23 protein-coding genes are annotated in these 23,168 nt (G+C 43.3%); 13 read left to right on the top strand and 10 right to left on the bottom strand.

Features of this window, described 5'->3' with window-relative positions; all coding sequences use genetic code 11:
• Nucleotides 1-49 precede the first annotated feature (49 nt).
• A complete protein-coding gene (locus tag M1D61_RS11165) occupies nucleotides 50-355 on the bottom strand; it encodes a hypothetical protein (protein ID WP_458118542.1) in 306 nt (101 codons plus the stop codon).
• Nucleotides 356-877: 522 nt separating this feature from the next.
• A complete protein-coding gene (locus M1D61_RS11160; RefSeq protein WP_458118541.1) occupies nucleotides 878-2,071 on the bottom strand; it encodes a macrolide family glycosyltransferase in 1,194 nt (397 codons plus the stop codon).
• Between the two features lie 228 nt (nucleotides 2,072-2,299).
• Between M1D61_RS11160 and M1D61_RS11155 the strand changes: the two genes are divergently transcribed.
• Nucleotides 2,300-3,184, top strand: coding sequence for a DMT family transporter (locus M1D61_RS11155; RefSeq protein ID WP_458118540.1), 885 nt, complete (start codon nucleotides 2,300-2,302; stop codon nucleotides 3,182-3,184).
• Between the two features lie 34 nt (nucleotides 3,185-3,218).
• Here M1D61_RS11155 and M1D61_RS11150 read toward each other — a convergent pair whose 3' ends face one another.
• Complete coding sequence (locus tag M1D61_RS11150; RefSeq protein WP_458118539.1) at nucleotides 3,219-3,764, bottom strand: TetR/AcrR family transcriptional regulator; 546 nt, start codon at nucleotides 3,762-3,764, stop codon at nucleotides 3,219-3,221.
• 163 nt (nucleotides 3,765-3,927) lie between these two features.
• On the opposite strand from M1D61_RS11150, the gene M1D61_RS11145 reads away from it, so the two are divergent.
• The 7 genes from M1D61_RS11145 to M1D61_RS11115 all read left to right on the top strand — a co-directional run bounded on the left by M1D61_RS11145 (nucleotide 3,928) and on the right by M1D61_RS11115 (nucleotide 10,158).
• Entirely contained in the window at nucleotides 3,928-4,308 is a 381-nt protein-coding gene (locus M1D61_RS11145; RefSeq protein ID WP_458118537.1) for a DUF2255 family protein, read from the top strand.
• Nucleotides 4,309-4,589: 281 nt separating this feature from the next.
• Nucleotides 4,590-5,228 carry a sugar O-acetyltransferase gene (locus M1D61_RS11140; protein WP_458118535.1) on the top strand — a complete coding sequence of 213 codons (639 nt, stop codon included), beginning with the start codon at nucleotides 4,590-4,592 and terminating at the stop codon, nucleotides 5,226-5,228.
• 422 nt (nucleotides 5,229-5,650) lie between these two features.
• Entirely contained in the window at nucleotides 5,651-7,330 is a 1,680-nt protein-coding gene (locus tag M1D61_RS11135; RefSeq protein WP_458118533.1) for a glycoside hydrolase family 43 protein, read from the top strand.
• A gap of 37 nt (nucleotides 7,331-7,367) precedes the next feature.
• Nucleotides 7,368-8,081 (top strand): beta-glucanase, encoded by a 714-nt coding sequence (gene bglS, locus M1D61_RS11130; protein WP_458118532.1) that lies wholly within the window; start codon nucleotides 7,368-7,370, stop codon nucleotides 8,079-8,081.
• Nucleotides 8,082-8,282: 201 nt separating this feature from the next.
• Nucleotides 8,283-8,498, top strand: coding sequence for a hypothetical protein (locus M1D61_RS11125; RefSeq protein WP_458118531.1), 216 nt, complete (start codon nucleotides 8,283-8,285; stop codon nucleotides 8,496-8,498).
• Nucleotides 8,499-8,673: 175 nt separating this feature from the next.
• Nucleotides 8,674-9,639, top strand: a complete 966-nt coding sequence (locus M1D61_RS11120) for a hypothetical protein (RefSeq protein WP_458118530.1) — start codon at nucleotides 8,674-8,676, stop codon at nucleotides 9,637-9,639.
• Nucleotides 9,640-9,798: 159 nt separating this feature from the next.
• A complete protein-coding gene (locus M1D61_RS11115; protein ID WP_458118529.1) occupies nucleotides 9,799-10,158 on the top strand; it encodes a hypothetical protein in 360 nt (119 codons plus the stop codon).
• Between the two features lie 35 nt (nucleotides 10,159-10,193).
• On the opposite strand, the gene M1D61_RS11110 is transcribed toward M1D61_RS11115, so the two are convergent.
• Complete coding sequence (locus M1D61_RS11110) at nucleotides 10,194-10,550, bottom strand: Lrp/AsnC family transcriptional regulator (protein ID WP_458122480.1); 357 nt, start codon at nucleotides 10,548-10,550, stop codon at nucleotides 10,194-10,196.
• Nucleotides 10,551-10,748: 198 nt separating this feature from the next.
• Here M1D61_RS11110 and M1D61_RS11105 point away from each other — a divergent pair, with 198 nt between their 5' ends.
• From M1D61_RS11105 to M1D61_RS11095, 3 genes are all read left to right on the top strand, one after another.
• The gene (locus M1D61_RS11105) at nucleotides 10,749-11,513 is read left to right on the top strand and encodes an MBL fold metallo-hydrolase (RefSeq protein WP_458118528.1); all 765 of its coding nucleotides are present in this window, start codon (nucleotides 10,749-10,751) and stop codon (nucleotides 11,511-11,513) included.
• Nucleotides 11,514-11,619: 106 nt separating this feature from the next.
• A complete protein-coding gene (locus M1D61_RS11100) occupies nucleotides 11,620-12,804 on the top strand; it encodes an MFS transporter (protein ID WP_458118526.1) in 1,185 nt (394 codons plus the stop codon).
• Between the two features lie 93 nt (nucleotides 12,805-12,897).
• A complete protein-coding gene (locus M1D61_RS11095) occupies nucleotides 12,898-13,374 on the top strand; it encodes a GNAT family N-acetyltransferase (RefSeq protein WP_458118524.1) in 477 nt (158 codons plus the stop codon).
• Nucleotides 13,375-13,535: 161 nt separating this feature from the next.
• Here M1D61_RS11095 and M1D61_RS11090 read toward each other — a convergent pair whose 3' ends face one another.
• Nucleotides 13,536-14,390 carry a CPBP family glutamic-type intramembrane protease gene (locus tag M1D61_RS11090; protein ID WP_458118522.1) on the bottom strand — a complete coding sequence of 285 codons (855 nt, stop codon included), beginning with the start codon at nucleotides 14,388-14,390 and terminating at the stop codon, nucleotides 13,536-13,538.
• A 1,786-nt stretch (nucleotides 14,391-16,176) separates the two neighbouring features.
• On the opposite strand from M1D61_RS11090, the gene M1D61_RS11085 reads away from it, so the two are divergent.
• Both M1D61_RS11085 and M1D61_RS11080 read left to right on the top strand, forming a co-directional pair.
• Nucleotides 16,177-16,674 carry a hypothetical protein gene (locus M1D61_RS11085; RefSeq protein WP_458118521.1) on the top strand — a complete coding sequence of 166 codons (498 nt, stop codon included), beginning with the start codon at nucleotides 16,177-16,179 and terminating at the stop codon, nucleotides 16,672-16,674.
• Between the two features lie 27 nt (nucleotides 16,675-16,701).
• Nucleotides 16,702-17,148, top strand: a complete 447-nt coding sequence (locus tag M1D61_RS11080) for a hypothetical protein (protein WP_458118519.1) — start codon at nucleotides 16,702-16,704, stop codon at nucleotides 17,146-17,148.
• A 102-nt stretch (nucleotides 17,149-17,250) separates the two neighbouring features.
• Here the strand turns inward: M1D61_RS11080 and M1D61_RS11075 are convergent, their stop codons facing one another.
• From M1D61_RS11075 to M1D61_RS11055, 5 genes are all read right to left on the bottom strand, one after another.
• On the bottom strand, nucleotides 17,251-17,433 hold the full coding sequence (locus M1D61_RS11075) for a hypothetical protein (RefSeq protein WP_458118518.1): 183 nt from the start codon (nucleotides 17,431-17,433) through the stop codon (nucleotides 17,251-17,253).
• Nucleotides 17,434-17,519: 86 nt separating this feature from the next.
• On the bottom strand, nucleotides 17,520-18,638 hold the full coding sequence (locus M1D61_RS11070) for a glycosyltransferase (RefSeq protein ID WP_458122388.1): 1,119 nt from the start codon (nucleotides 18,636-18,638) through the stop codon (nucleotides 17,520-17,522).
• Nucleotides 18,639-18,644: 6 nt separating this feature from the next.
• Nucleotides 18,645-20,174 (bottom strand): phytoene desaturase family protein, encoded by a 1,530-nt coding sequence (locus M1D61_RS11065; RefSeq protein WP_458122387.1) that lies wholly within the window; start codon nucleotides 20,172-20,174, stop codon nucleotides 18,645-18,647.
• A 51-nt stretch (nucleotides 20,175-20,225) separates the two neighbouring features.
• Complete coding sequence (locus M1D61_RS11060; protein WP_458122386.1) at nucleotides 20,226-21,623, bottom strand: aldehyde dehydrogenase family protein; 1,398 nt, start codon at nucleotides 21,621-21,623, stop codon at nucleotides 20,226-20,228.
• Nucleotides 21,610-23,118 carry a phytoene desaturase family protein gene (locus tag M1D61_RS11055; protein WP_458122385.1) on the bottom strand — a complete coding sequence of 503 codons (1,509 nt, stop codon included), beginning with the start codon at nucleotides 23,116-23,118 and terminating at the stop codon, nucleotides 21,610-21,612. The genes M1D61_RS11060 and M1D61_RS11055 overlap by 14 nt, the downstream gene beginning before the upstream one ends.
• Nucleotides 23,119-23,168: the final 50 nt, after the last annotated feature.

Here is a 23,168-nt window from a genome sequence, read left to right as displayed (position 1 = left end):
CAGCATCAATATGTCGCCATTCGGACTGGGCAAAGCAGGATCGCCGCGACTATTCTACCCAGAGGGCTGCATATACAAAGCCGACGATTAAAACTATAGGTGTAACAATTGCCAGGATATACGCCCAGCGGATGAAGGGAATACTCAGATACTCCTTAATCATTTCCCAGTCGCTTTTTATGTAATGTTCATCAGTGAGGCTGCTTGTTGGACTGATTGACGGATCAGTTGGCAGATCGTTTTGCAGATCATTTACTATTTTGCTCAGAATGATCTTTTGCTCGAATGCGTTTCTTTTGCTTAACTCTTCGTTCAGTGCTTCTTTTAGTATGGATACGTCGTTATAAGGGTTCAATCTGTTCACCTCCTTGATTGGCGGATGTATGGCATGTTATTTATAATAACATTATTGAAAATATTCCCAATAGTCCCGGAGTCTTTTTTTAAATATACAGGGATCTGTAGTCCGGCACTTCTGGACTACAAACAGACTAGAGAAAAAGAAAGAAGCCGTGAATATACTCACGGCTTTTTTGCTAATTATCCAGTTATCTAATTTCTCCAATATGAGACTCTTTTCGAAGCCGGGTAAAGGTAATGGAAGGGTCTTCCTCCACTCCTATCGACATAAGCTCATTAATATAAAATGAAGTTCGCTTTGTAACGACAAATGCTTTGCCATCTGTAAAAGTGATAACGTATTTGATCCGGGTTCCATCAATGCTGTTATCCCTTTTCTCTATGCTGCGGATGACGCCTGTATAATAGGACTACAGCGGAGATGGATGTGTATCGGTCCTCACTATCCAGATGCCTGCAAAAAGAAGAAGCACAATCAGTACAATAAGCCACACAATCCAATTTTTATAAAGTAATCTCAATTTGCTCCCGTTCTTTGCAGCAGATAGGCATCGATACGGCAAAGTGCTTCCTCGGTACCGCCGCACTGCTCAAAGCTTTGATTGATCTTGTGTACGCCTTCCTTGTAGGACGGATTGGACAGCACTTCCTGCACCGCTTCGCGCAGCGACTGAACATGAATCTGATCTTTGGTGATGCGGTAGCCGGCTTGCAGTTCGGTCAGGCGCTGGGCGACCATCGGCTGGTCTTTGTCCTGAGGCAGTACAACCAGAGGCACGTTAAAGTGAATGCCTTCATTGACGCTGTTCATACCGCCATGGGTAATGAATACGTCGGCATGACGCAGCACTTCCAGCTGCGGAACATACGGGGAGATGATAAAGTTGTCAGGGGCCGGATTAATTTTGGCAAAATCCGCTTTCTCACCGGCGGCAATAACCACGATCCCGTCGAAATCGCCAAAAGCTTCAATACAGGTGTTGAAAAACTCTTCAATATGATCAAGCACCGTACCCATCGAAATATAGAGTACCCGCTGATCATGCAGCTTTTCCAAAGGAAACGAGCCGGATCCTTTGCGTTCCGGGAAGCTCGGGCCGATAAAAAGGTTTTTGTCCTCAAACTGCTCTCCATTCGGCTGGAAGTACTTGCTGGTATATACAATATTCAGCGCGCCACTATTGTTCATAAACTGAATCATTTCCTTGGGCGCAACGCTGTATTTTTCTTTCATCAGGGACAGGGATTCGGCAACAAAGGCATCCGGTGGAGCTGATGACTCTGCGTTGGGACGGAACAGATTGGTCGCCATATGCTGATTGGAGATCAGAAAGGACGGGGAGGAGGAGATGCCCGGAATATTCAGCATATCCCTTACCAGCTCACCTGCGCCAAATCGGTCGTACAGCACCAGATCAAAAGTCAGGGTGGCGGACAATTGTCGGACGACCTCAAGAATGTCCAGTGAAGTGCGAATATGGATTTTCATAAATTCATTAATGCTTTCCCGGTTGCCTGTATCGATGGAAGCGGTTCGGACCAGATCCGGGTGCAGATGCACGGTAGCGCCTACAGCTTCGATTCTTTCCTTGTATTTCTCGGTCGTGATGTAATGCACTTCATCTCCACGCGACACAAAGGCTTCTGTAATCCCCAGCGTAGGGTTCACATGTCCTTCTGCAGGGAAATTAACGATTAAAATACGCAGCATCTGGTATCACTCCTATTTATATTTGGGATGAATCTTTGGAGAACCAACTCCTTCATAATACCAATAATAACTATTTATGCAAAACTTGAGCAAATTCCAGCCGGTAATCAAATGGTAGTCCCCTAATAAAGAAGCAAGATAGCAAAAGACAGTATCCTTTTCCTTTCATATAATGAAGATACCGTGTTACAGTATGATTTCATATGACTATAGAGGGGGCGGATAGTGTTGAGAACGAAAGATGCAGGTATGCTGATACTGCTCGCCGCTCTATGGGGAGCTTCATTTTTATTTATGAGAGTAGCAGTGCCCGAGCTTGGCCCTATCGTACTCATCGATCTGCGGGTGTTGATTGCAGCAGCCGGGCTGTTGCTTTACACGCTTGTGTTGCGCACACGACCGCATATCTGGCACAAGTGGAGACAATACCTGATGCTGGGTGCCTGTAATGCGGCTATCCCGTTTTGCTTTATTGCTGCTGCAGAGATGAGCATGAACGCCTCGCTGGCAGCCATCCTCAATTCGATGACGCCGCTGTTTACTGCAGTCATCTCCTACATATGGGTCAAAGAAGCCTTTACCTGGAAAAAGTCGATGGGTCTGCTGCTCGGAATGATTGGCGTTATCGTACTCGTTGGCTGGAATGCACAGGCTGGGGGTACGAGCCTGGTAGGCCCGGTGCTGATGTCGCTGGCGGCTGCAGCATTTTATGGAATCGGTGGTATCTATTCGGCCAGAGCGTTCCAGGGCGAACAGCCACTTGACCTGGCGATCGGACAGCAGCTGGCTGCAGGTCTTTTACTGCTTCCCATCGCTTTGTTCTTCCTGCCTGCGCACCTACCGGGTATGCCGGCTATCAGCTCGGTGCTTATGCTTGCTCTGCTATCGACAGCGTTTGCTTATCTGCTGTATTTTCGGTTGATTATCAATGTAGGGGCGGTGAAGACGGTGAGTGTCACTTTTCTGGTACCGGTATTTGGAGTGGTGTGGGGTTGGCTGTTCCTGGATGAGCCACTGTCGACAGGTACGGTGCTCGGACTGATGATTATTTTGCTTGGTGTGGGCCTTGTGACAGGTATCCGTCTGGGATGGCGGCGCAAGCAGGCCGCCTGATGGTTCAGTAGTCTATTATTTCCATCTATCCATTCTAGAAATTCCGATCCAGGAGGATGCCGGTTTGTTCCGCAATTACGCGCGGGGGAACCGGCATTCCATTTTTAAACCACCATTCGACCGTCCCTACTACAGCCGAACCCATAAATTGCAGTACGACTTCGTCTTCGAGTCCCTGATTGGTTCCCTGGGTCGTATCCACTTCCACCCTGTATTCTTCCACGACCAGATCGAGAAACCGACTGCGAAAGTGGGCAGCACTCTTCGTATTCAGCATCGTCGAAAAGAACAGATGATGCTCGGCAAAATACTCAAACCAGACATAATTGCCTTCCTGAAAAGTCATTTCTGATGCATTATGGCACAGTTCACGAAGATTATTGATATGTTCTTCGATAATTTTATCCAGCAAATCGTACTTATCCAGATAATGAAGATAAATAGTTCCCCGGTTCACATTGGCACGCTCCGAAATGTCCCGGATCGTTATAGAATCAAAGTTTTTCTCGGCCATCAGTTCGAGAATCGCTTTTTTGATGGCCTCCCGGGATTTGACAACACGTCGGTCGATTTTGTTCATGTACAGATCATCCTTCCAAAATAATTAACAATTCCGCTAGTTGTGTTCAGTACTCCACATTTGGCAGCAAATTGTCCATTGCAAGCCTTATATTTCCGTTTAAAATTATAGACATAAGTTGATTAAACAATCAATGTTCATTTTGTTAAAGGAGGATCATCATATGAGTACATGGACCAGGGAAGAACTGCAGCAGATCGCCGGAGCGGATGATCTGTATATCTCACCATTTCGTGAAGACGGGAAGACATACGGCACCCCTACATGGATCTGGTCGGTCGTTGTGGACGATGCTCTCTACGTGCGAGCCTATAATGGTCAGAATTCGCGCTGGTATCAGGCAGCGCAGCGGCAAAAGGCAGGACGCATCACCGTAGCCGGCATGACCCGGGAAGTTACTTTCGAACTCGTCGATGGACCGATCCATGAACAGATCGATCAAGCCTATCGGACCAAATACCAGAGCACTCCCTACAAAGACTCTATGGTCAGCGAACGGGCACGCGCAGCGACCGTCCGGATCGTGCCGGATGGACGGGTATAATATACAATCTCAATTTGAAAATATTCCATTCCCTGTCGGGTTATACAAAGAAACGAAGAGCATCTGTCAAAGAGCTGCTCTTCGTTTTTTTATCTGGACCTATATACATAACCATGAATGGGATGACCTGCTTATAGGATAATGGACGACGATCCACTACAATAAAGAAAGCAGTACCGGCTGCTTGCTGTCAATCGTCTGAACCATGCTCAGCTGTCCATCAGATAGATTACAAACTCGCAGACGGGAGCAAGTTCACACACGACAGGGGAGAGGTAACCATGACAGAAGAAGAGCGGATCTTTAACGGACTATTGTTTAACCCGGGACATCCCGATCTGAGAAAGATCAAAGCCAAAGCGCACCGGCTTAGCCAGCAGTACAGCGAGACGTACGAGGATCAGGTCGAAGAACGGGAAAACATACTTCAGCAGCTGCTTGGCGCCAGAGGCGAGCAATGCTTTTTGCAGGGACCGATTTTTTTTCATTATGGGACTCACACCGAAATCGGCAGTCATTTCTTTGCCAATTACAATCTTACGGTTCAGGATGATGCCAGAGTGAGTATTGGCAGTTATACGAGCTTTGGTCCGAATGTGACTATTGTGACGCCTGTACATCCATTTATCGCCTCGGAGCGACGACAGATGATTGACCAGCATGGACAAGCCAATTCATTGTGTTATGCCAAACCGGTAACGATCGGTAATGATGTGTGGCTGTCTGCCAATGTCACCGTGTGTGGAGGCGTTACCATTGGCGACGGATGCGTTATTGGGGCAGGTAGTGTCGTCACCCAGGATATTCCGGCCAACTCCTTTGCAGCAGGTGTACCGTGCCGGGTCATTCGCAGCATCACCGCATCCGACAGCATGAAGTTCAAGCCCGAGGTTCTGGCAGACTGCCGGATCAGGGAGTAGAAAAGCAGTTATTATTTGATACAGCTGTACATTTTTCTCTCGTCACTAATATTTCTCACCATCAGAATAAATAAAAAATGGCCCGAGCCCATCGAGAAAACTCCCTCTGTTTTGTACCTTTTACAGAGGGAGTTTCCATATAGTTATAATTATTACATAAAAGCAGCAGGTTTTTCTTTCTGTGCAGATCAATTAGAGAAGAAGAGTCAGATCGCTTATTTGATATGTCATCTTGTTGTTATATTAAGGGCAGCATGTTATCATTTTTCCGAGCAGACAAAAACCATTATTTTCAATTAAATTACATATTTATGCTCTTTGTATGTGTAGTGTTTTATGGCCTTGGGCACCCTTCTTTATTCAATAATGCTTTTATACATCTCTTATTGTAAGCGTTATCAATATGAAATGGAGGTTAATTAATGATTCGAAAATGTCTAACTGTACTTCTCGCTTGCGCTTTACTGTTCACTGCTTTTCCCCAGTATCATGCAGAGGCGGCCAATCGGCCCCTGGCCAAATTGCCCGGTAATGCCAACCCGCTCATGGATCACAAGCTGGGAGCCGATCCTTACTCACTGGTGTACAATGGCAGAGTGTATATTTACATGTCCAGTGATAAGTATGTATATAATGCTGACGGATCGATCAAGGACAATGACTTCAGCGCTCTGGATCGTATCCAGGTAATATCTTCTGCAGACATGGTGAACTGGACCGATCATGGAACCATACCTGTCGCAGGCGCCAATAACAAAAATAACGGCAGAGGCATCGCCAAATGGGCTTCCAATTCCTGGGCCCCTGCAGTAGCGTACAAAAAAATAAATGGCAAGGACAAATTCTTCCTGTACTTCGCCAATGGGGGAGCCGGTATTGGCGTGCTGACAGCCGATACACCTGTGGGTCCCTGGACCGATCCGATGGGTAGAGCGCTGCTGACCCATAATACACCGGGAATGGCGGGTGTCACCTGGCTGTTCGATCCGGCTGTACTGGTAAATGACGATGGTAGCGGATATCTATACGTCGGTGGCGGCATCCCCAATGAATCCGATCCGGCTTCCATCGCTAATCCGAAAACGGCCAGAGTCGTACGGCTGGGAGCCGATATGATCAGCACTACCGGCAATGCCCAGACAATAGATGCTCCGTATCTGTTCGAAGATTCCGGCATTCACAAATATAACGGCAAATATTACTACTCGTACTGCATCAATTTTGCCGGTACCCATCCTGCCCAGTATCCAGCCGGTGAAATCGGATATATGGTCAGCGACAATCCGATGGGACCCTTTACGTACAAAGGGCATTTCCTGAAAAATCCGTACTCATTCTTCGGAGTGGGCGGCAACAATCATCATGCCGTATTTAACTTCAAAAATGAATGGTATGTCGTCTACCATGCCCAGACTGTCAGCAAGGCTCAGATCGGAGCCGGCAAAGGATATCGCTCCCCGCATATCAACAAGCTGGTGCACAATGGAGATGGCAGCATCGCCGAAGTACAGGCTAATATGGCTGGTGTAGGCCAGCTCGCCAACCTGAACCCGTATACACGCGTGGAAGCGGAGACGATTGGTTGGCAGGCAGGTATCTCCACCGAGCCGTCACAGGCGGGCGGAGGACCCATCAGCAATATGAATGTCACCAATATCAATAACGGCGGCTGGATCGCCGTCGGCAAAGCGGATATGGGCTGGTCGGGTGCTAGAGCATTCAAAGCGACTGTTGCTTCCAACACAGGCGGTACGATCGAAGTGCGTCTGGATAGTGCAACCGGTCCGCTGGTCGGCACGCTGCAGGTTCCTTCCACAGGAGGCATGCAAAACTGGCGAGAAGTGCAGACAACTATTCGCAATGCGACCGGTGTTCATAACCTGTACCTCGTATTCACCGGAGGCAGCGGCAATCTGTTCAATCTGGATGCCTGGCAGCTTGTACCCAATGCCGGCATTACCGAACTGGATGCAGGCCAAGAAGGGCAACAAGATGAACAAGTACAAACAGACGAACAAGAACAGCTTCCAAACGAACCGACCGAATCCGCTGCGAATGCAGCAGATATAAATGAACTTAGTGAACATACGGCTGACGTATAAGATAGAAATGATTAAAAAAACAAAATGGAGGTTTGACATGAACCAAAAATCACTGGTTACACTGGTAACGACAATGGTTATTTCCCTGTTCTTTTCGACAAGTTCATTTGCAGCGAGTGTATTCTGGGAGCCTTTGACGTATTTTAATCCGAGTACCTGGCAAAAGGCAGATGGCTACTCCAACGGTAATATGTTCAACTGTACATGGCGTGCGAACAATGCCAGTTTTACCAACGATGGCAAGCTCAAACTGGGCCTCACCAGCTCATCTCCCAACAAATTCGACTGCGGTGAATACCGGACGACTAACACGTATGGGTATGGCAAGTATGAAGTACGCATGAAACCAGCCAAAAACGTAGGGATTGTCTCTTCATTCTTCACGTATACCGGTCCTGCCAATGGTACACAGTGGGATGAGATCGATATTGAATTCCTGGGGAAAGATACCACCAAAGTACAGTTCAACTACTATACCAACGGAGTGGGTGGGCACGAAAAAGTGATCAACCTTGGTTTTGACGCTGCAGCGGGTTTCCATACGTATGCATTCGATTGGCAGCCAGGCTCCATCAAATGGTATGTAGACGGCGTACTGAAGCATACAGCTACCACGAATATTCCGACTACACCAGGTCAGATCATGATGAATCTGTGGAATGGAACCGGGGTAGATGATTGGACAGGCACATATGATGGTGCCAACCCACTGTACGCAGAGTATGATTGGGTGAGATATACGAGCAATTAATCGTAGGACAACAGAAGGACAGCTCTCGGGGGCTGTCCTTTTTTAATAAAGCTGCGTATAGGGTAGTAGGTAAAAGAGATATTAGTATGATCATGCAGCATTTCTTGTTGTATACTGGTAATAACAGGATTTTCCTGATAACAATGAACTCAAACGGATGAAATAGACTTTCGGCACAAGTGAATGAAAGGAGCCTTATCCATGAAAAGCAAAAAAGAAAGTAAAAAGGAGAAAAACGTAACCGGGATCATGCTGGCTTTGCTTTACTGTTTTGTCACTTATTTTATTCTGGTAGAGACACCTAACGGAGAACCTCCTCATCATCCGCTATGGCTGTATAGTATTATTCCTATTGGAGCTACACTAATCCGATTTCTGTTTGATTATGTGATCAAGTTTGATTTTTTTAAGGAGTAAGTGTATGTAATATAGAGTAAAACTGTTCTGCCAAGATTAGAATAGTATTGGAGCGGATAAGAATGAATGCAGATTTAATTAAACTTGCAAAGTTCGATATACGAGCAGCTATGAAAAATGAATTGGCAAAGAATATTCAGATTATAGAAAGCCACGTGATGAATCGCAGAACTTGATGAATCGCAGAACTCCACGTTACATAAAAGAGATAGTATTCTATGCTATGGCTCGTAACCACGCAATTAATCACTTTCTTAACTTATCCGAGCCTTTACCGAGAGCACTTTATTTCAATATTCCAATGAATGAAGATTACTGGAACTTGATGCAAAAGGTGGGCGCAACGAGATATCCTCTAGGAATTAAACAAAAAGCGGAACGGCATTTATTTAATGACTACACGCATATAGATTATAAGAGAAGGCATCATTTTTTGGATGTGCCATTACCTGAGAAACCTCCAATCTATCGTCTTTTTGAATCTGCAATAAAAATAACTTCTGGTGGTATTCAGTTCTGGTGGATCTTTGTGATCGTGTTTATTGCTTGGAAGTATATAGAAGACGATAGCAGCCCGGCTTTCTATCCGAATTCGTCATCCGGATATAGCAATACTTTCAATTCAGAAGGTATACCATCTGGTAATACTGCTTTTACTTCTACGTCTGATTCATTTCAAGTTCAAGATTCCTCTGAGCAAGCAGGGTTCGGTAATGAGGGACTAAGCGGGCATGATGCATCAAGCAGTCAAGCATTGCACGACGTTGAGTCCATTCCGGCTCCATACTCCTCAATCCCCGGATCAGATAGTGAAGGAGAGGAAGAAGCGATGGGCACTCCAGATTCAGTCAATAATCAATCTTTTCGTTATCGTTTCTCAAATATTTATTTTGATATGGATGGTAGGGTAAACGGGTGGTCCAGAATAAAGGAACCATTGAACGTCATATTGTACACAACTATTAAAGAAGCCCATCCCTTTACAATCGGTTCTACAGTAGAAGAGGTTATTGCAATTATGGGTACGCCTGATTCATACAGTAATTCTTCACTCTCATATGAATATTCCAGAGTTCATATCCGAGATGGCAAAGTAATCTCTTACTCAGATATTAGTCACAACCTGGTTATAGCTAAATAGAAGGAATACAGCTCCATTGTTGCTAAGGATAAAGCAGTAATGGAGCTACTTTTCAAACTTCCCAATCCCTATATAGTAAGCGATATCATTTTGATGTTTACATTACCTACAGCTTTAGCCGCTCAGAAAGCAGAAAAAAAGGCTGGATTCAACCAATAATTGAAGGCGATTGCAAAAAGGACATATCAATATTTCGCTGACTATACGGATCCGGCTACGGGTTTAACCTATGATGAAGTGAGAACGACGGACAAAGGAACAGAGGAAGCCAATCGTACATCGCTTACTAACATCTTCATGTATATGATGAGTACCGTTTCTGCACAACAGCTCGGTATCATTCTTCGAGCGGGAGACCAATCCTTCAATGTAACAGCAAGCAGAAAAAAGAAGCAAAAGCCTGCCTATTATGGGCGGGCTTTTGCTATATGTAAGAGATACCTTTTATTGTTTGTCATAAGTATAATAAAAACAGAATTAAATAAAAAGAGTGGCTTGTGCCGCTCTTTGTTTATTTAAAATGTAATGAGCTGGAGAGAATTGTATAGAGAAAATTACAAAGTTTTATCGATGACAATCGATAATTTATAGTTGGCGTAATGGTTCAACTCCACCAAAAATTGATTCAACACTTCATTACTCGGAAACCTGCATTCCAGCAGATAGCATCCATCACCGCTTATTTTGTAATTATTCAGGATGTACTCTTTTTTGGACTGAATAAAGGTAAGAAAGGGATGATGGTGTGTATCTTTGATATAAATATTTAAAAAGGCATACGTATAACATCCTAATTTGGCTTGATTAACCTTGATGCTATATCCCTCTATAACTCCATTATCCTCCAGTTTTTCTACCCGGGCTGCTGCTGCAGGTCCGGTCAGGTGAACTCTTCCCCCTAATTCTTTCATCGTAATTCGGCTATTTCGACTCAATTCTTCAATAATTCGTTTATCAGTCTGATCCAAACGTAACGCATCTCCTTTAAAAATAAAGTAAAACGGCCCATACACTTTATTTAATCTGTGTATTTGAAGGCTGCATCTAGTATAAACTTATCAACGTTAACAAACAAAACTTAAAAAACAGAAGGAGAATTATATACCAACATGCATATTCAACAAATTCGTAACGCCACCATCCTTGTTCACTACGCAGGTCAAAAGTTCCTGGTCGATCCATTACTCGCAGACAAAGGGCTGTATGATCCTTTCCTGGCGGGCATCAGAGAAGATTTGCGAAATCCGATCGTTGATCTGCCACTATCCGTTCACGAGATCATCAAGGATGTCGATGCTGTGATTCTGACTCATTTGCATCTGGATCATTACGATGATATAGCCAAAGCCGTACTTCCCAAAAATATTAACGTTTTTGTACAAAATGAAGAAGATGCCGCAAAAATTAAAAATGACGGTTTTGAGCAAGTGGAAGTACTCACGGAAAATACGCATTTTAAAGGAATTCAGTTAATCAAAACCAAAGGTGAGCATGGCAGAGGAGAAGATTTATTAAACATAATGGGTGAGGTATGCGGTGTTGTCTTCAAACACGCAAGCGAGAAGACATTGTACCTGGCTGGAGACACCGTATGGTATGAAGGAGTGGAGAACGAAATCAATTCCCATACTCCCGAGATCATCGTATTGAACGCTGGAGACAATAGTTGGCACGATGCAGGCTCATTGATCATGGGCAAAGAAGATGTGTACGAGGTGCATCAAGCGGCTCCTAACGCCAAAATTATCTCCGTCCATATGGAAGCCGTGAATCACTGGACATTATCCAGACAGGAACTAAAAAGCTTTGCAGAAGAAAAGGGATTTACCTCCAGCTTATTCGTTCCGGAAGACGGAGAGGCGTATACGTTTTAATTTGCAGTTTTTGAATTGTACTGCGAATAGTGAACGTGCAGTATGAATCGCATCACGCATCACATCTTGAACCCTTAGGAAAATCTGCAGATAGGAGAATTATGCTATGAATCCAAACAATCCTGAACTGTGGACGAAAAACTTTATTATTCTTTCGGCTGTTAATTTTATTATGACATTGATTTTCTTTTTGTTGAACGCGACAATAACGCTGTATGTCATGAATGAATTTAATGCATCAACCGGGCAGGCGGGTATCGTCGCAGGTATTTTTATTATCGGGTCCTTAGTCGGGCGTTTGTTCACAGGACGTCTGATCCATTCCAAAAAAATATTGATGACCAGTCTGTTTTTATTGATTGTTACCACTTTACTTTATTTCGTCCATCTGAATGTTAACTTTCTCATATTAACCCGGCTTTTAAACGGGATTACAGTGGGGATCATCTCTACCATTGTGAGTACCGTGGTCGTGCTTAGCCTTCCTTCATCACGAAAAGGGGAGGGTATCAGTTATTTTGCAATCAGTACGGCATTGGCTACAGGCATCGGTCCATTTATTGGATTGATTTTGATTCGGAATTCCAATTTTGATATGATTTTTTCTTTAAGTTTGTTGCTTGGAATGTTCAGCTTAATAATCGCATTTTGCTTGAAGTTCCCTGCAGCGCACAAGACGGTGAAGAACAATAAAAAGGGAATACGAATCTCTGACTTTATTGAGCCCAAAGTGGTACCGATTGCCATTATTATCTTTTTTATGACCTTTTGTTTTTCCGGCATTGTGTCCTATTTAAATATATATGCTTTGGAGTTAGGGTTAATAGACGCAGCCAGCTTCTTCTTCATGGTATATACGATTTTTGTTTTAATTTCGCGGCCTTTTACAGGACGGATAATGGATAGAAGAGGCGCTAATATTATTTTATATCCGGCTCTTATTATATATGCAGCAGGAATGTTTCTTCTTGGTTCGGTTAACAGCAGTTTTACACTGCTATTGGTAGGCGCACTTGTTGCTCTGGGTTTTGGTAATATCTCTTCCGTCACGCAGACGATAGCGATCCAATTAGCCGATCCTCACCGGGTCGGCCTAGCCACGGCGACGTTCTTTATATTTTATGATCTGGGGAACGGATTCGGCCCATCTATTATCGGTCTGATCCTTCCAGCGGCAGGATATCGAGGTCTGTATTTTATACTCGGATTAATGATACTGGGGGCCCTTTTGCTGTATTACATGTTATATGGAAAGAAAGAAGGCAAAGTCCAAAATACAGTGGTGGATTAAACGTTAAACGATGGGATAAAAACGGGATCTTTTAGAAAATAGAGAAAAAAGAACTATATGACTAGCGTATTAAAAAGAGTGAATAACAAGAATATGGACGAGATCAAAACGATCTATGATGATTCGTTTCCTGTAGAAGAGATGGTCCCGTATAACAAATTGGTAGAGATCAGCAATGATACCGACCATTTGTTTTATGGAATATATGATGATGATGCGCTGGTGGGAATGAATTATCTCATCGTAGAGAAAGATATGCTTTACGTATTGTATCTGGCAATTGGTAAAGGCTATCAAAATAAAGGGTACGGGAAAGCCGTTATTACTGAGATAAAGAATGAATACCTGGGTTATCGGATTTGTCTAAATATTGAAGAAGTTAATCCTAAATTTATTAATCATGATCAACGAATGAAGAGAAGACGTTTTTATCAACTGTTAGGGTTTGAGTCTCAGGATTACCTGGTTACCAATTATGAAGGCATAACTTTCGAAACGATGTCAATCAATGGGGATGTTGCTTGTAAGGAAATTGAGGCGGTATTCGATTATTTGAAAAAGCTGCTGTAGACGAAGAAGTATACGGATCGGCAGCAAAAATAATAAGATTTGAAAAGAAATAAGCAGTCTGCAGATTAGCAGTCTGCTTATTTTTTGCTAAGCTTTACTATAAGGGGAGCATATCGACTTTATCATTTACGTTGATTTTAACAACATATTGTATATTGCTTTCAGTAAGTACGATACATAAAACCTGATTTTCTGGAAAAGATCCAGGCAGCCAAAACCATTACAAGTGCAACCAATATACCTGACTCACCTGTCCATAAATAGGCATTTTCTCCCTTGGTAGATGCATCAAATGAACCCTGAATCACAGCGTTCCAGGAAGCATGAAACAGGATGGCTGGCCAGATGCTTCCAGTGCTTAAGCGGATTTGGCTAATAATAAAATTAAATGAACTAATCGTGATCAGAAATAAGAGGATGGACAAGATTAATGAAGGGCCGGAGTAATAACTGCCTAACAGAATAGCGGGAATATGCCAAGCTCCCCAGATCAATCCGCTTGTCATAATGGGCTTCGGTACGCCTGCTGTTATTAATCGGCTGAGCATATATCCTCTCCATCCCAATTCTTCCCCGGCACTGCTGATCATACCGAATAATGTGGCTACAGACACCTGATAAAGAATGCTTACCACCAATGGCCACATATAGGAGCTGTCCGTTTGGACGAAGTCAACCAAACTCGTTATCCATGCAAACCCGTACGCGAGCATTCCGATAATCACGGGGAAAAGTAGTACAAACGGGATTGATTTTAAGGTTAATTTCCCTCGAAATCGAAATGAAATATCTGCAAATCCTTCACGCAGCAGGAGGCGGGTCAGGAGAGATGAGAGTCCTGGTGACCACATCAATAGAAGTCCAAATATAGGTGCTACATAGATTGCAAGTATATAGCTGAGGAGTGTCAGAGGAACAAGCCATGCGAAAAAGACAAGCAGCCCTTTTCTTGATTTACGAATGATGCTCGGGTCTGCCTTGTTTGTTACTCTGTCATTGGTTCTATAAGATTCCAACTGATTTCACTCCTTTAAAGGATTGGTGTGTTCTAATAAAAAGTATATCAGTGGATGGAAATAGAAGGAATGAACCTAAGCCCAGACTCTGTTCGAGACTTTAGTCCAGTACAGAATAGAGCCTAAGACGGATTACAGCACATAAGGATGAATAAAAGCAAAATCAACTTCCGAATAGTTATTCGCATTGCCAAGTACTTTCTTGGAACGAAATTGAGGATATGATGGATTGCTCGTTGCCGGCTGCTGTTCTCCAGATGCCGCTTTTAAATACAACTTGGAGAACAGCAGCTCATTTAGCGTTATTGAGTATTATCGTTTTCGATCCTTGTAATCAGAGAGGTTGACGACAGGAATAAAGGAAAAGTGAATATCCGGCAAAATGTAAAGATAATATAAAAGTTGGACGTAGAGAAATCATAAGTATGAGTATAAATTGCAGAACATATACATATGTACAAAATACGAGTTTTGTGATTATGTATGTAAGACTTGAAGTTAGTTATATTTGATCTTATCTTATAGCCGTACTCATTGCTCATCTTAATTCTTTTATTGATGCTATTTAATGTTTTGATACTCCCAATATTTAAATAAATAAGCCCGATGTAATGATTATAAGAATACATTACAATTGAACGCGATTTAACATGTCTGCCAATTCTTTAGTTTGTTTATTATCATAGTTTTCAAATAACTGTGAAGGCGTAATATGTAAAAATGGCTGTTCGATTCTTCCGGGCGGGACGCCTCTTCATACCGCTCCCGGCACTCGGAACAGATGAACCCGGTGTCTTCGTCATCGTCGCATTCACAGAAGGAACACGGCGGCTCTTCTTCCAGACCCGTCAACCCTTCCGATCGGCGGTTTGCATAATCAATTCAATGATAATGACAATGGTGCTGTCATCGATCTGATCGTTTGCCCGTGGTAAGAGACGGCTTCACAAATGGTGCTCCGTGCCCAGCGCGTCACTTCCTCCGTATAGAGTCGGCGCTCGTACCGGTCGCTTACATTCTGGCGGAACTTATATATCCAGTCCTCCAGCTCCGATGTACTCCAGATGTACTCCAGATGTACTCCAGATGTACTCCGCTTTCACCCGATTCATCCTCCAATAAATTGCTGTTTGTTATGAAAGATAGTACATGCCCATCCATTTCCGTAAAAACGAGTCATGTAGTTGATCAAATTGGTTTAGATGGGTCGCCAGCAGCGCGATGTGCGTACCTGCTTGGTGCTCTTTATCAACCGCTTTTCATTATCGAATTGAACTGGCAGTCAAAAGGGATTTGTTTACCTTTACTGCTGTTCAATGCACAATAAGTGGACACCGTGTCATTTAAGGTTTTGAAATCCAAGCGAAAAAAGCAAAAACCCCTTTTTTCTACGATTTTTTAGTATAGGAAATATTCTAACTATCGGTACTCTTTTTTCCCACGCAAAAATACCAATAGAACGAATTTCACTATTTGGTCATCGGATACAAGTAATTATATTATTAGCTGACTTAGACTTTTTTAAGAACTAATTAGTATTTGTTTAACAGGTATCTATCAATTACGATTATTTTAGAAATCGATCATCAGATAATCTATACTTATTAGCTAGTTTATTTCGTTTTGTTGGTTTTTTATAATTGTTATTTTTCTTTTTCAACATCTTTTTTAGCCCTCCTTTTCTCGTCTATTTTTAATACAAAATTTACAATTATTGTATATAAGATCTAAATAACTATGTTACTGTATTTATGTATTAAAAATAACAATAAAAGGATTTGTAATAATGTTTCAAAACGAATATGCAAAAAAATTAGTGGCTGTTGTTATGTCTTCTGTTATGCTAGTTGGGTTTTCTTCAAGTGCTTTTGCTTCTGATGCTGTCTCTATTCCATCAAGCAGTAGTTCACCGTCAACTCAAAGCCCGCCTCCACTAATTGAATCCCCGGCTGGACAAAAAGATTCAATTGAAACACAAGGTTGGCAACGATATTTAGCTAAAAAAGCTATTCAAGGTATCTCTTCAGCTTTAAGATCAGGAGCAAATAATAGATGGGTACAAAAAGCAATCAATGAATATTTTGATGCAGAAACTGCTGTTGTCTTCAAAAAGAACTTACATAATATTGCGGACGTTCTTGATGAAGCCTTAGAGCTTCAAAACCTTGCTACTGACTGGATTTACAAACAGCTCTATAATAAACTATATAGTGTAACTAAAAATCATGGTATAACAGAATCTATTACCGATGGAGTTATAGCTCTGATTAGTGTATTTGTTTAAAACAGATATCTTATAAGGATGGATAATATGGAAGAAAAAATCAATGCAGAATTAATAGAACTTCAAGAAAAAATGTATTCTCTTGAAAAAAACTTGAAGCGTCTTGCTATAATTATGCCTCCTAACTTCAAATATCCTTACTGGCATAAGCTATTATGTTTCGGGATTTCTGAACAACAAAGGGAAAAAGCAGAATTTGCATGTTCTATCTTTACGAGTAGAATTAATCAAGAAGTAGAATTCTTGAATGCAAAAAAGAATGATACTCATGAATTTTCTCTGGATTTGTTTCGAACAGAGCCCCCTACACAAGATGAGGTTCTAAGGACTATCAACAACATTTTTGACCTGGGTCCAGAGGAGAACTGTAAGGAACTTTTATTATCTATGTTCCAACAAGGAAAGTTCCAACAACTGATCTCTTACATTTTTCCAGAAGATATTCATGCTCTTCAAGAATCAAATCACAATTGATATGTACACATCCAATGTTGTTATTTAAGATTCATTTTTAGAACTTTAAAATTTATCATAAAGGCTCCTCTCATTAAAATGTACCCTACAAGACGGACTCTTTTAAAAGGTCATCTTATAAAGTACATTTAGATGCATCAAACCGCTATGTGTATTGACCTTGATCTCTGCGCCGCTGCTATCCAGAATCTTCAGTGCTTCCGTTATAGCTTTGCCCTGGGACTGCGACTGATCCGCAATGATCCGGACGACACTGCGCTTTTCGGCTTGCTGCAGTGCAGCCACGATATCCGAATGCGTCAGGCGTTCAAAAAGTGTACAAGAGGTCTCCCAAAAACTGGATTTAATAATTAGCTTACATCACGCAGTATTCAGACTTTGATTTTGCGACCCTTCCAACTCACGGAACGGAAAACATTCACCCTGATAAAGGAATATAAATAGATGCCTATAAAAAACGCAAACCATATCGGGTAAACAAGAAAAATCACTTTTTTGAAGTCCCCGACCCTGCCGGCAAACCATCCTGTCTGAATGGCATACAGCACATATAATATCCCGCTCAACAGGATCGCAGCAGGATTCCATCCTATCAGAGAAGAAACTAGAGCGGATGCAGCAATGAAACTGCCGGATATCCATAAGATGACCATGAACATGACAACCGGATGCGTCGATTTGGAACCGACGGCAAAACTTTTACACCAGCCCTCGATCAGACTGCCAATGCCTTCGGGATACATGCGCAGAGATATAATACCTTTCCCTCCCATGCAGCGTACAGGAAGGTTTTGTTCAAGAAACGCCTCTCCCAGTGCCAGATCATCCATGATGGCTCCTTCGATTTTTTTATGCCCGCCGGACAGAAAATAATCGTCGCGATTGCATAAAATACACGGACCGAACGAACCGGCCGTTTTAAACCGCGAACCCCAAACGGTAAACAGATTCATTCCTGTTACAACGATGATGTTAAAAATAACGGAGAGATGTTCATACCAGCGCTCTACCGTATGAAAAGGCTGCAGCGCCGTAATGCCTCTGGCTCCCTTGTCTCGATAGAATTGCAGCAGATTGCTTAATCCGTCTGCGCTTTCAAATTTTGTATCCGCGTCCAGAAATAATAACCAGCTTCCTTCAGCCTGTTCCGCGCCGTACCAGCAGGCCGACGATTTCCCCGCTCCTTCGTTCTGCAGTACCTTTGCGCCGAAGCTTTCCGCAACAGTAGCGGTCCTGTCTGATGAATCGTCATCCACAACTAGAATTTCGAACTCAGTGAACCGCTGCTCCTGAAGAGATCGCAGCAAAGGCACAATCCTGCTTTCTTCATTTCTGGCCGGAATGATGATGGACAGAAACGGCAGGCCGTTCGCGCTCCTGGAGGAGGAAAAAGGCACAGGCAGCGACCAGAATACGAGGAAACCGGCTATAAGTGCCGCGAATCCAATCGCCAGTTTAATAATGTCCAAAGCCGTTATAACATTCGCCACCTTTCTTTATTTCACCGAATAATCAAACAGCTCGCCTGTATCATCCTGGATCAATTCCTGAGCGGCAATTTTGGCTGATAGGAGCACGATTGGAACGCCGGCGCCGGGATGCGTGCTGCTTCCGGTAAAGTACAAGTTTTCGCAGTCGCTTGCTTTGCTTTGCGGACGATAATGGTTGCTTTGTTTTAAAATGGGCTGCAAACCAAATGTAGCGCCATTATACGCATTGAACTTGGAACTGAAATCCAGTGGCGTAATATGGGTTTCGGTTACAATCTCCTTGTCCACATTTTCAAAACCACGAATCTTCTTTAATTCATTTAAAATGTAACTGCGATAATAAGCAACTGTCTCCTCATCCCATTCATAATTGGATTCCTTTGCATTCGATACAGGCATCAGAATATACAACCCATCTTTCCCCTCAGGAGCCAGGGACGAATCCATTTTCGAAGCGATATATACATAAAAAGAAGCATTCGTCAGTTTTTTTCCGTCAAAAATATCTTTCAGATTCTGGTCAAGGTTTTCATTGAAAATAAAGTTGTGCACATGATCCGTTTCTTCATACTTTCGGTTCATACCGAGGTACAACAAAAAGCAGGAACAAGAGTACTGCATGCTGTCGACTTTCTCATCCGTATATGTCCCTTTGGCAAGCTTGTCTTGTACCAAATGCTTGATCGCATACGGGAAGTCCGCATTGCAAACGACATAATCCGAAGAGATAGTTTGTCCGTCCACGACAATCCCTTCTGCTTTTTGATTTTGAATGGAGATCTGCTGTACAGCTTTGTTGTAATGAATCATTCCTCCAAGCTCCTTGAAGAGTCTTTCCATCGACAGAGCCATCGTATACATCCCTCCCTTGATAAACCATACTCCATACAAAAATTGAAGCATCGGAATCATCGTATAAAAAGAAGGACTGGTCAGCGGAGAGATGCCTATGTACAGCGTTTGAAAGCTGATCATCTGTCTCAGCCTTTGATTCTTGATATATCGACCGACAAATTTATCTGCTGTGTCGTAAGGTTTCAGCTTTAATGCTTTCTTCAGCATCGGGAGGTTGTAAAAGTCCTTCCTTTTGCGGAAAGGTCTAGGAAGAATGTAATGCTTGGCAATGGTGAACTTTTGGTAAATTTCATGCAGGTATCGAAAAAAGCCTGCTGTATCTTCTTCGCTGATCGATTCGATTGTTTTGGTCAGCTTGGTCATGTCGGTGGAGATATCAAAGGGTTCATCGGGAATATCGCTAAAATAAGCCCGATAAATCGGGTCCAATTTTTCCATGGGAATGTAATCATCCGGGTCGCGGCCGCACACTTCGAAGATTTCCCGGTAGATCTCCGGCATCATCACGATGCTCGGTCCCAAATCGAATGTATATCCGCCTTCCAGCTCAATACGATTCATTTTACCGCCAGGCGTTGAGCCTTTTTCATAAATTTCAACCTGATAGCCGGCAGCCTGAAGCCTTATGGCAGAAGCGAGCCCCGCCACCCCGCTTCCGATGACAATTACCTTTTTACTCATACAAAATCCTCATTTCCGCATCCTGTTTTCTTGATTCATATACTAGTTGGTTTACAGAATCCGCTTTCTCAACTTTTTTAAAGCTTTCATATTTTGCTCGGAATAAGGCGGAAATTTACCCGGAAAGCGCAGGTAATGATAGGTTCGAACATTCGTCTTTTCATAGCTAAAAGCCAGAAAACCGGCTTTGCCATGGTAAGCGCCGTATCCGCTTTTTCCTACCCCTCCAAATGCGATATGGGGACTCGCAGCATGATGGATCACTTGATTGACGCTGATCGTCGAGGAGCGCATATATTCGTTAAACTGCTCAATTCGATTATTATCCGTGCTGAATATGTATCCGGTAAGCGCATCGCGCTGAAGACAGCCACTGGATAATAATGAATTCAAATCGGTATAGGGAATGACCGGAAGAACCGGACCGAAAATTTCTTCTTCCAAAACCGAACTTCCCGGCTCAATATCCGTTAACACGGTCGGAGCGATAAACCGATCGGCTTGATCATGCGCGCCGCCATACCGAACCGTACCCTGCCCGATAAACTCAATCACCTTTTGAAAATGGGCATCCGTACAGATTCTGCCGTAATCCTTGCTTGCTTGTGGCTGCTCGCCGTAAAAAGCGGACAGCGCAGCAGAAATTTCATCCAGCGTCTTCTCATAAACGGAATGATGGACAAAAAGAGTATCCGGCGCAATGCACGTTTGGCCGGTATTGAGGAATTTCCCCCAGACGATATCTCTGACCGCAGCTGTTGAAAAGCCGGTTTCGTCAAGAATGCATGGGTTTTTCCCACCCAGTTCCAAAATCACCGGTGTCAGCTGCTTGGCTGCCTGATCGGCGACCAGCTTGCCCGTTTGCCCGCTGCCCGTGAAAAAAATCAGGTCGAACGGAGCCGAAGTCAGCTGACTGGCGACATGTCCGTCTCCTGTCAATACATGAACGTGTTCGGGTGGAAATGCCTGGTTGATGATTTCTTTGAGCAGTTCAGCCGTTGCTGGCGCGTATTCGGACGGTTTGATGACGCAGGAGTTCCCGCCGGCGATAGCCCCGATCACAGGCATCAAGGTGAGCTGGACCGGATAATTCCACGAACCGATGATCAATACACTCCCGCGCGGATGCCTCTTTTTACGAAGAACTTCCACATAGCCCAATTTAAGGTGCCGAGAGCTTGTCGATCGGTTCCATCTGTTCAAATGCTTGCACACATAATCGATTTCGTTCAACAGGACAGCAAGCTCCGAAGAAAAAGATTCAAACGCCGGTTTGCCCAAATCGGAATAAAGCGCATCGGTAAGTTCTTTTTCACGCTCTACAATGATGTTTTTCAGCTTTAAAAGCTGTTTTTTACGCATCTCGTTTGAAGGGATGCCTTTGGACAGCAGTTCTTCCCGCTGCCTTTCAGGCAAGGTCTGCAGAAAACGATGTTCATTGTCCGGCATGGGAAACATCCCTTTGCACAATCTTTTTGCTGACAAGCTGGCCGCTTAACGTAACCATAGGCATTCCGCCTCCCGGATTCACCGTTCCGCCTACAAAATATAGATTGTTATAGCGTTCGCTTTGTTTGGCATGCTTGAATCCTTTATTTTTTTTACGATTTGACACCGTTCCGTAAATGGCGCCGCGATCAGAGCCATACATTTTTCTGATATCTTCCGGTGTCCACATATCTCTAGTTACGATATTAGCCCGCAAATCGTGCAAGCCCATTTTTTCAAGCTTAATCAGAACACGTTCGGCAAATTGTTCATAGTCCTGCTGAGTGAACGGTTTCTGATCCTGAATATAAGGGATATGGGGCAGTACTTTTATATTTTCATGTCCTTCAGGAGCCTGCGACGGATCGGTTTTATTAACGTTGACCAAATAAATAACCGGATCCTCCGGCAGGGTATGTTCATGGAAAATGGACTGCATTTGCTGCTTCATATTTTCCGCGAAAAAGAAATTATGATGGCGAAGCTGAGGGTAGCTTTTTTTCACGCCTAAATGCAAAACAAGACCAGAACTGGCCGGTTCGAATTTTTTCTTTAATTTGTTTATAAAGCGGCTGTCTTCTTCCAGTAACCGTTCGTAAACCGGGATGACCTCCATATTGGAAACGTAATAATCTGCGGTCAGCTTTGTTCCGTCTTCCAAAAAAGCTCCTGTGATTTCGTCATTGTTTTTTTCTAGTTTGGCGATTGGTGTCCCGAGGTGGAAACGAACCCCCACTTCTTCGGCCAACTTCACCAAACCGTCTGCCAGTTTATTTAACCCACCGGGTACATACCACAATCCTTGATCATGCTGCATGTAAATCATCATATTCAAAACAGCCGGTGCGTCGTAAGGCGACGAACCCACGTATTTGATAAAGTAGGACAGCATATCGCGCAATTGTTTATTGCTGATCCGCTTGTCGATTGCTCCATGAACAGTAGAGAACAAATCGAAATTTTTCAACGCACCAAACAGGGTCGTATGCTTCATAATTTCTCTCGTGCTATCTACACCATGCTTAAAATAGGTTTTGTCCGTCATATTGTAGATCCTTTTGGAATATTCAAGCAGATCCTGATACTCGCGCATATCTTTTTCGCTCAGGGAGTCGTTCTTCTCCTTCATGTCCTGCAGATTTTCATATAAATCGATGATATTTCCATCAGGGAAAAAGGAACGCCATTGATGATTCAGCTTTTCGATCTGCACATAGTCCTTCATTGATTTGCCGCTGGCAGCAAACAAACGTTCAAACACTTGAGGCATTGTCAGAATAGACGGGCCCAAATCAAAACCGAAGCCGTCCTGGTCCAGTCGGTTCAATTTCCCTCCGATGTGATTGTTTTTTTCATATAAAGATACGTCATATCCTGCCTGTGCCAGCGAAATTGCAGCTGACAGTCCTCCAAGTCCGCCTCCGATAACCACTACGTTTTTGTTTGTCGTTTTCACTTGTCGGTTTTCTCCTTTCATCAATCAAGAATGGTGTTTATTGTTGCGCC

This window comes from Paenibacillus sp. Z6-24 (assembly GCF_054161335.1).
This window is presented reverse-complemented; position numbering and strand designations above follow the sequence as displayed.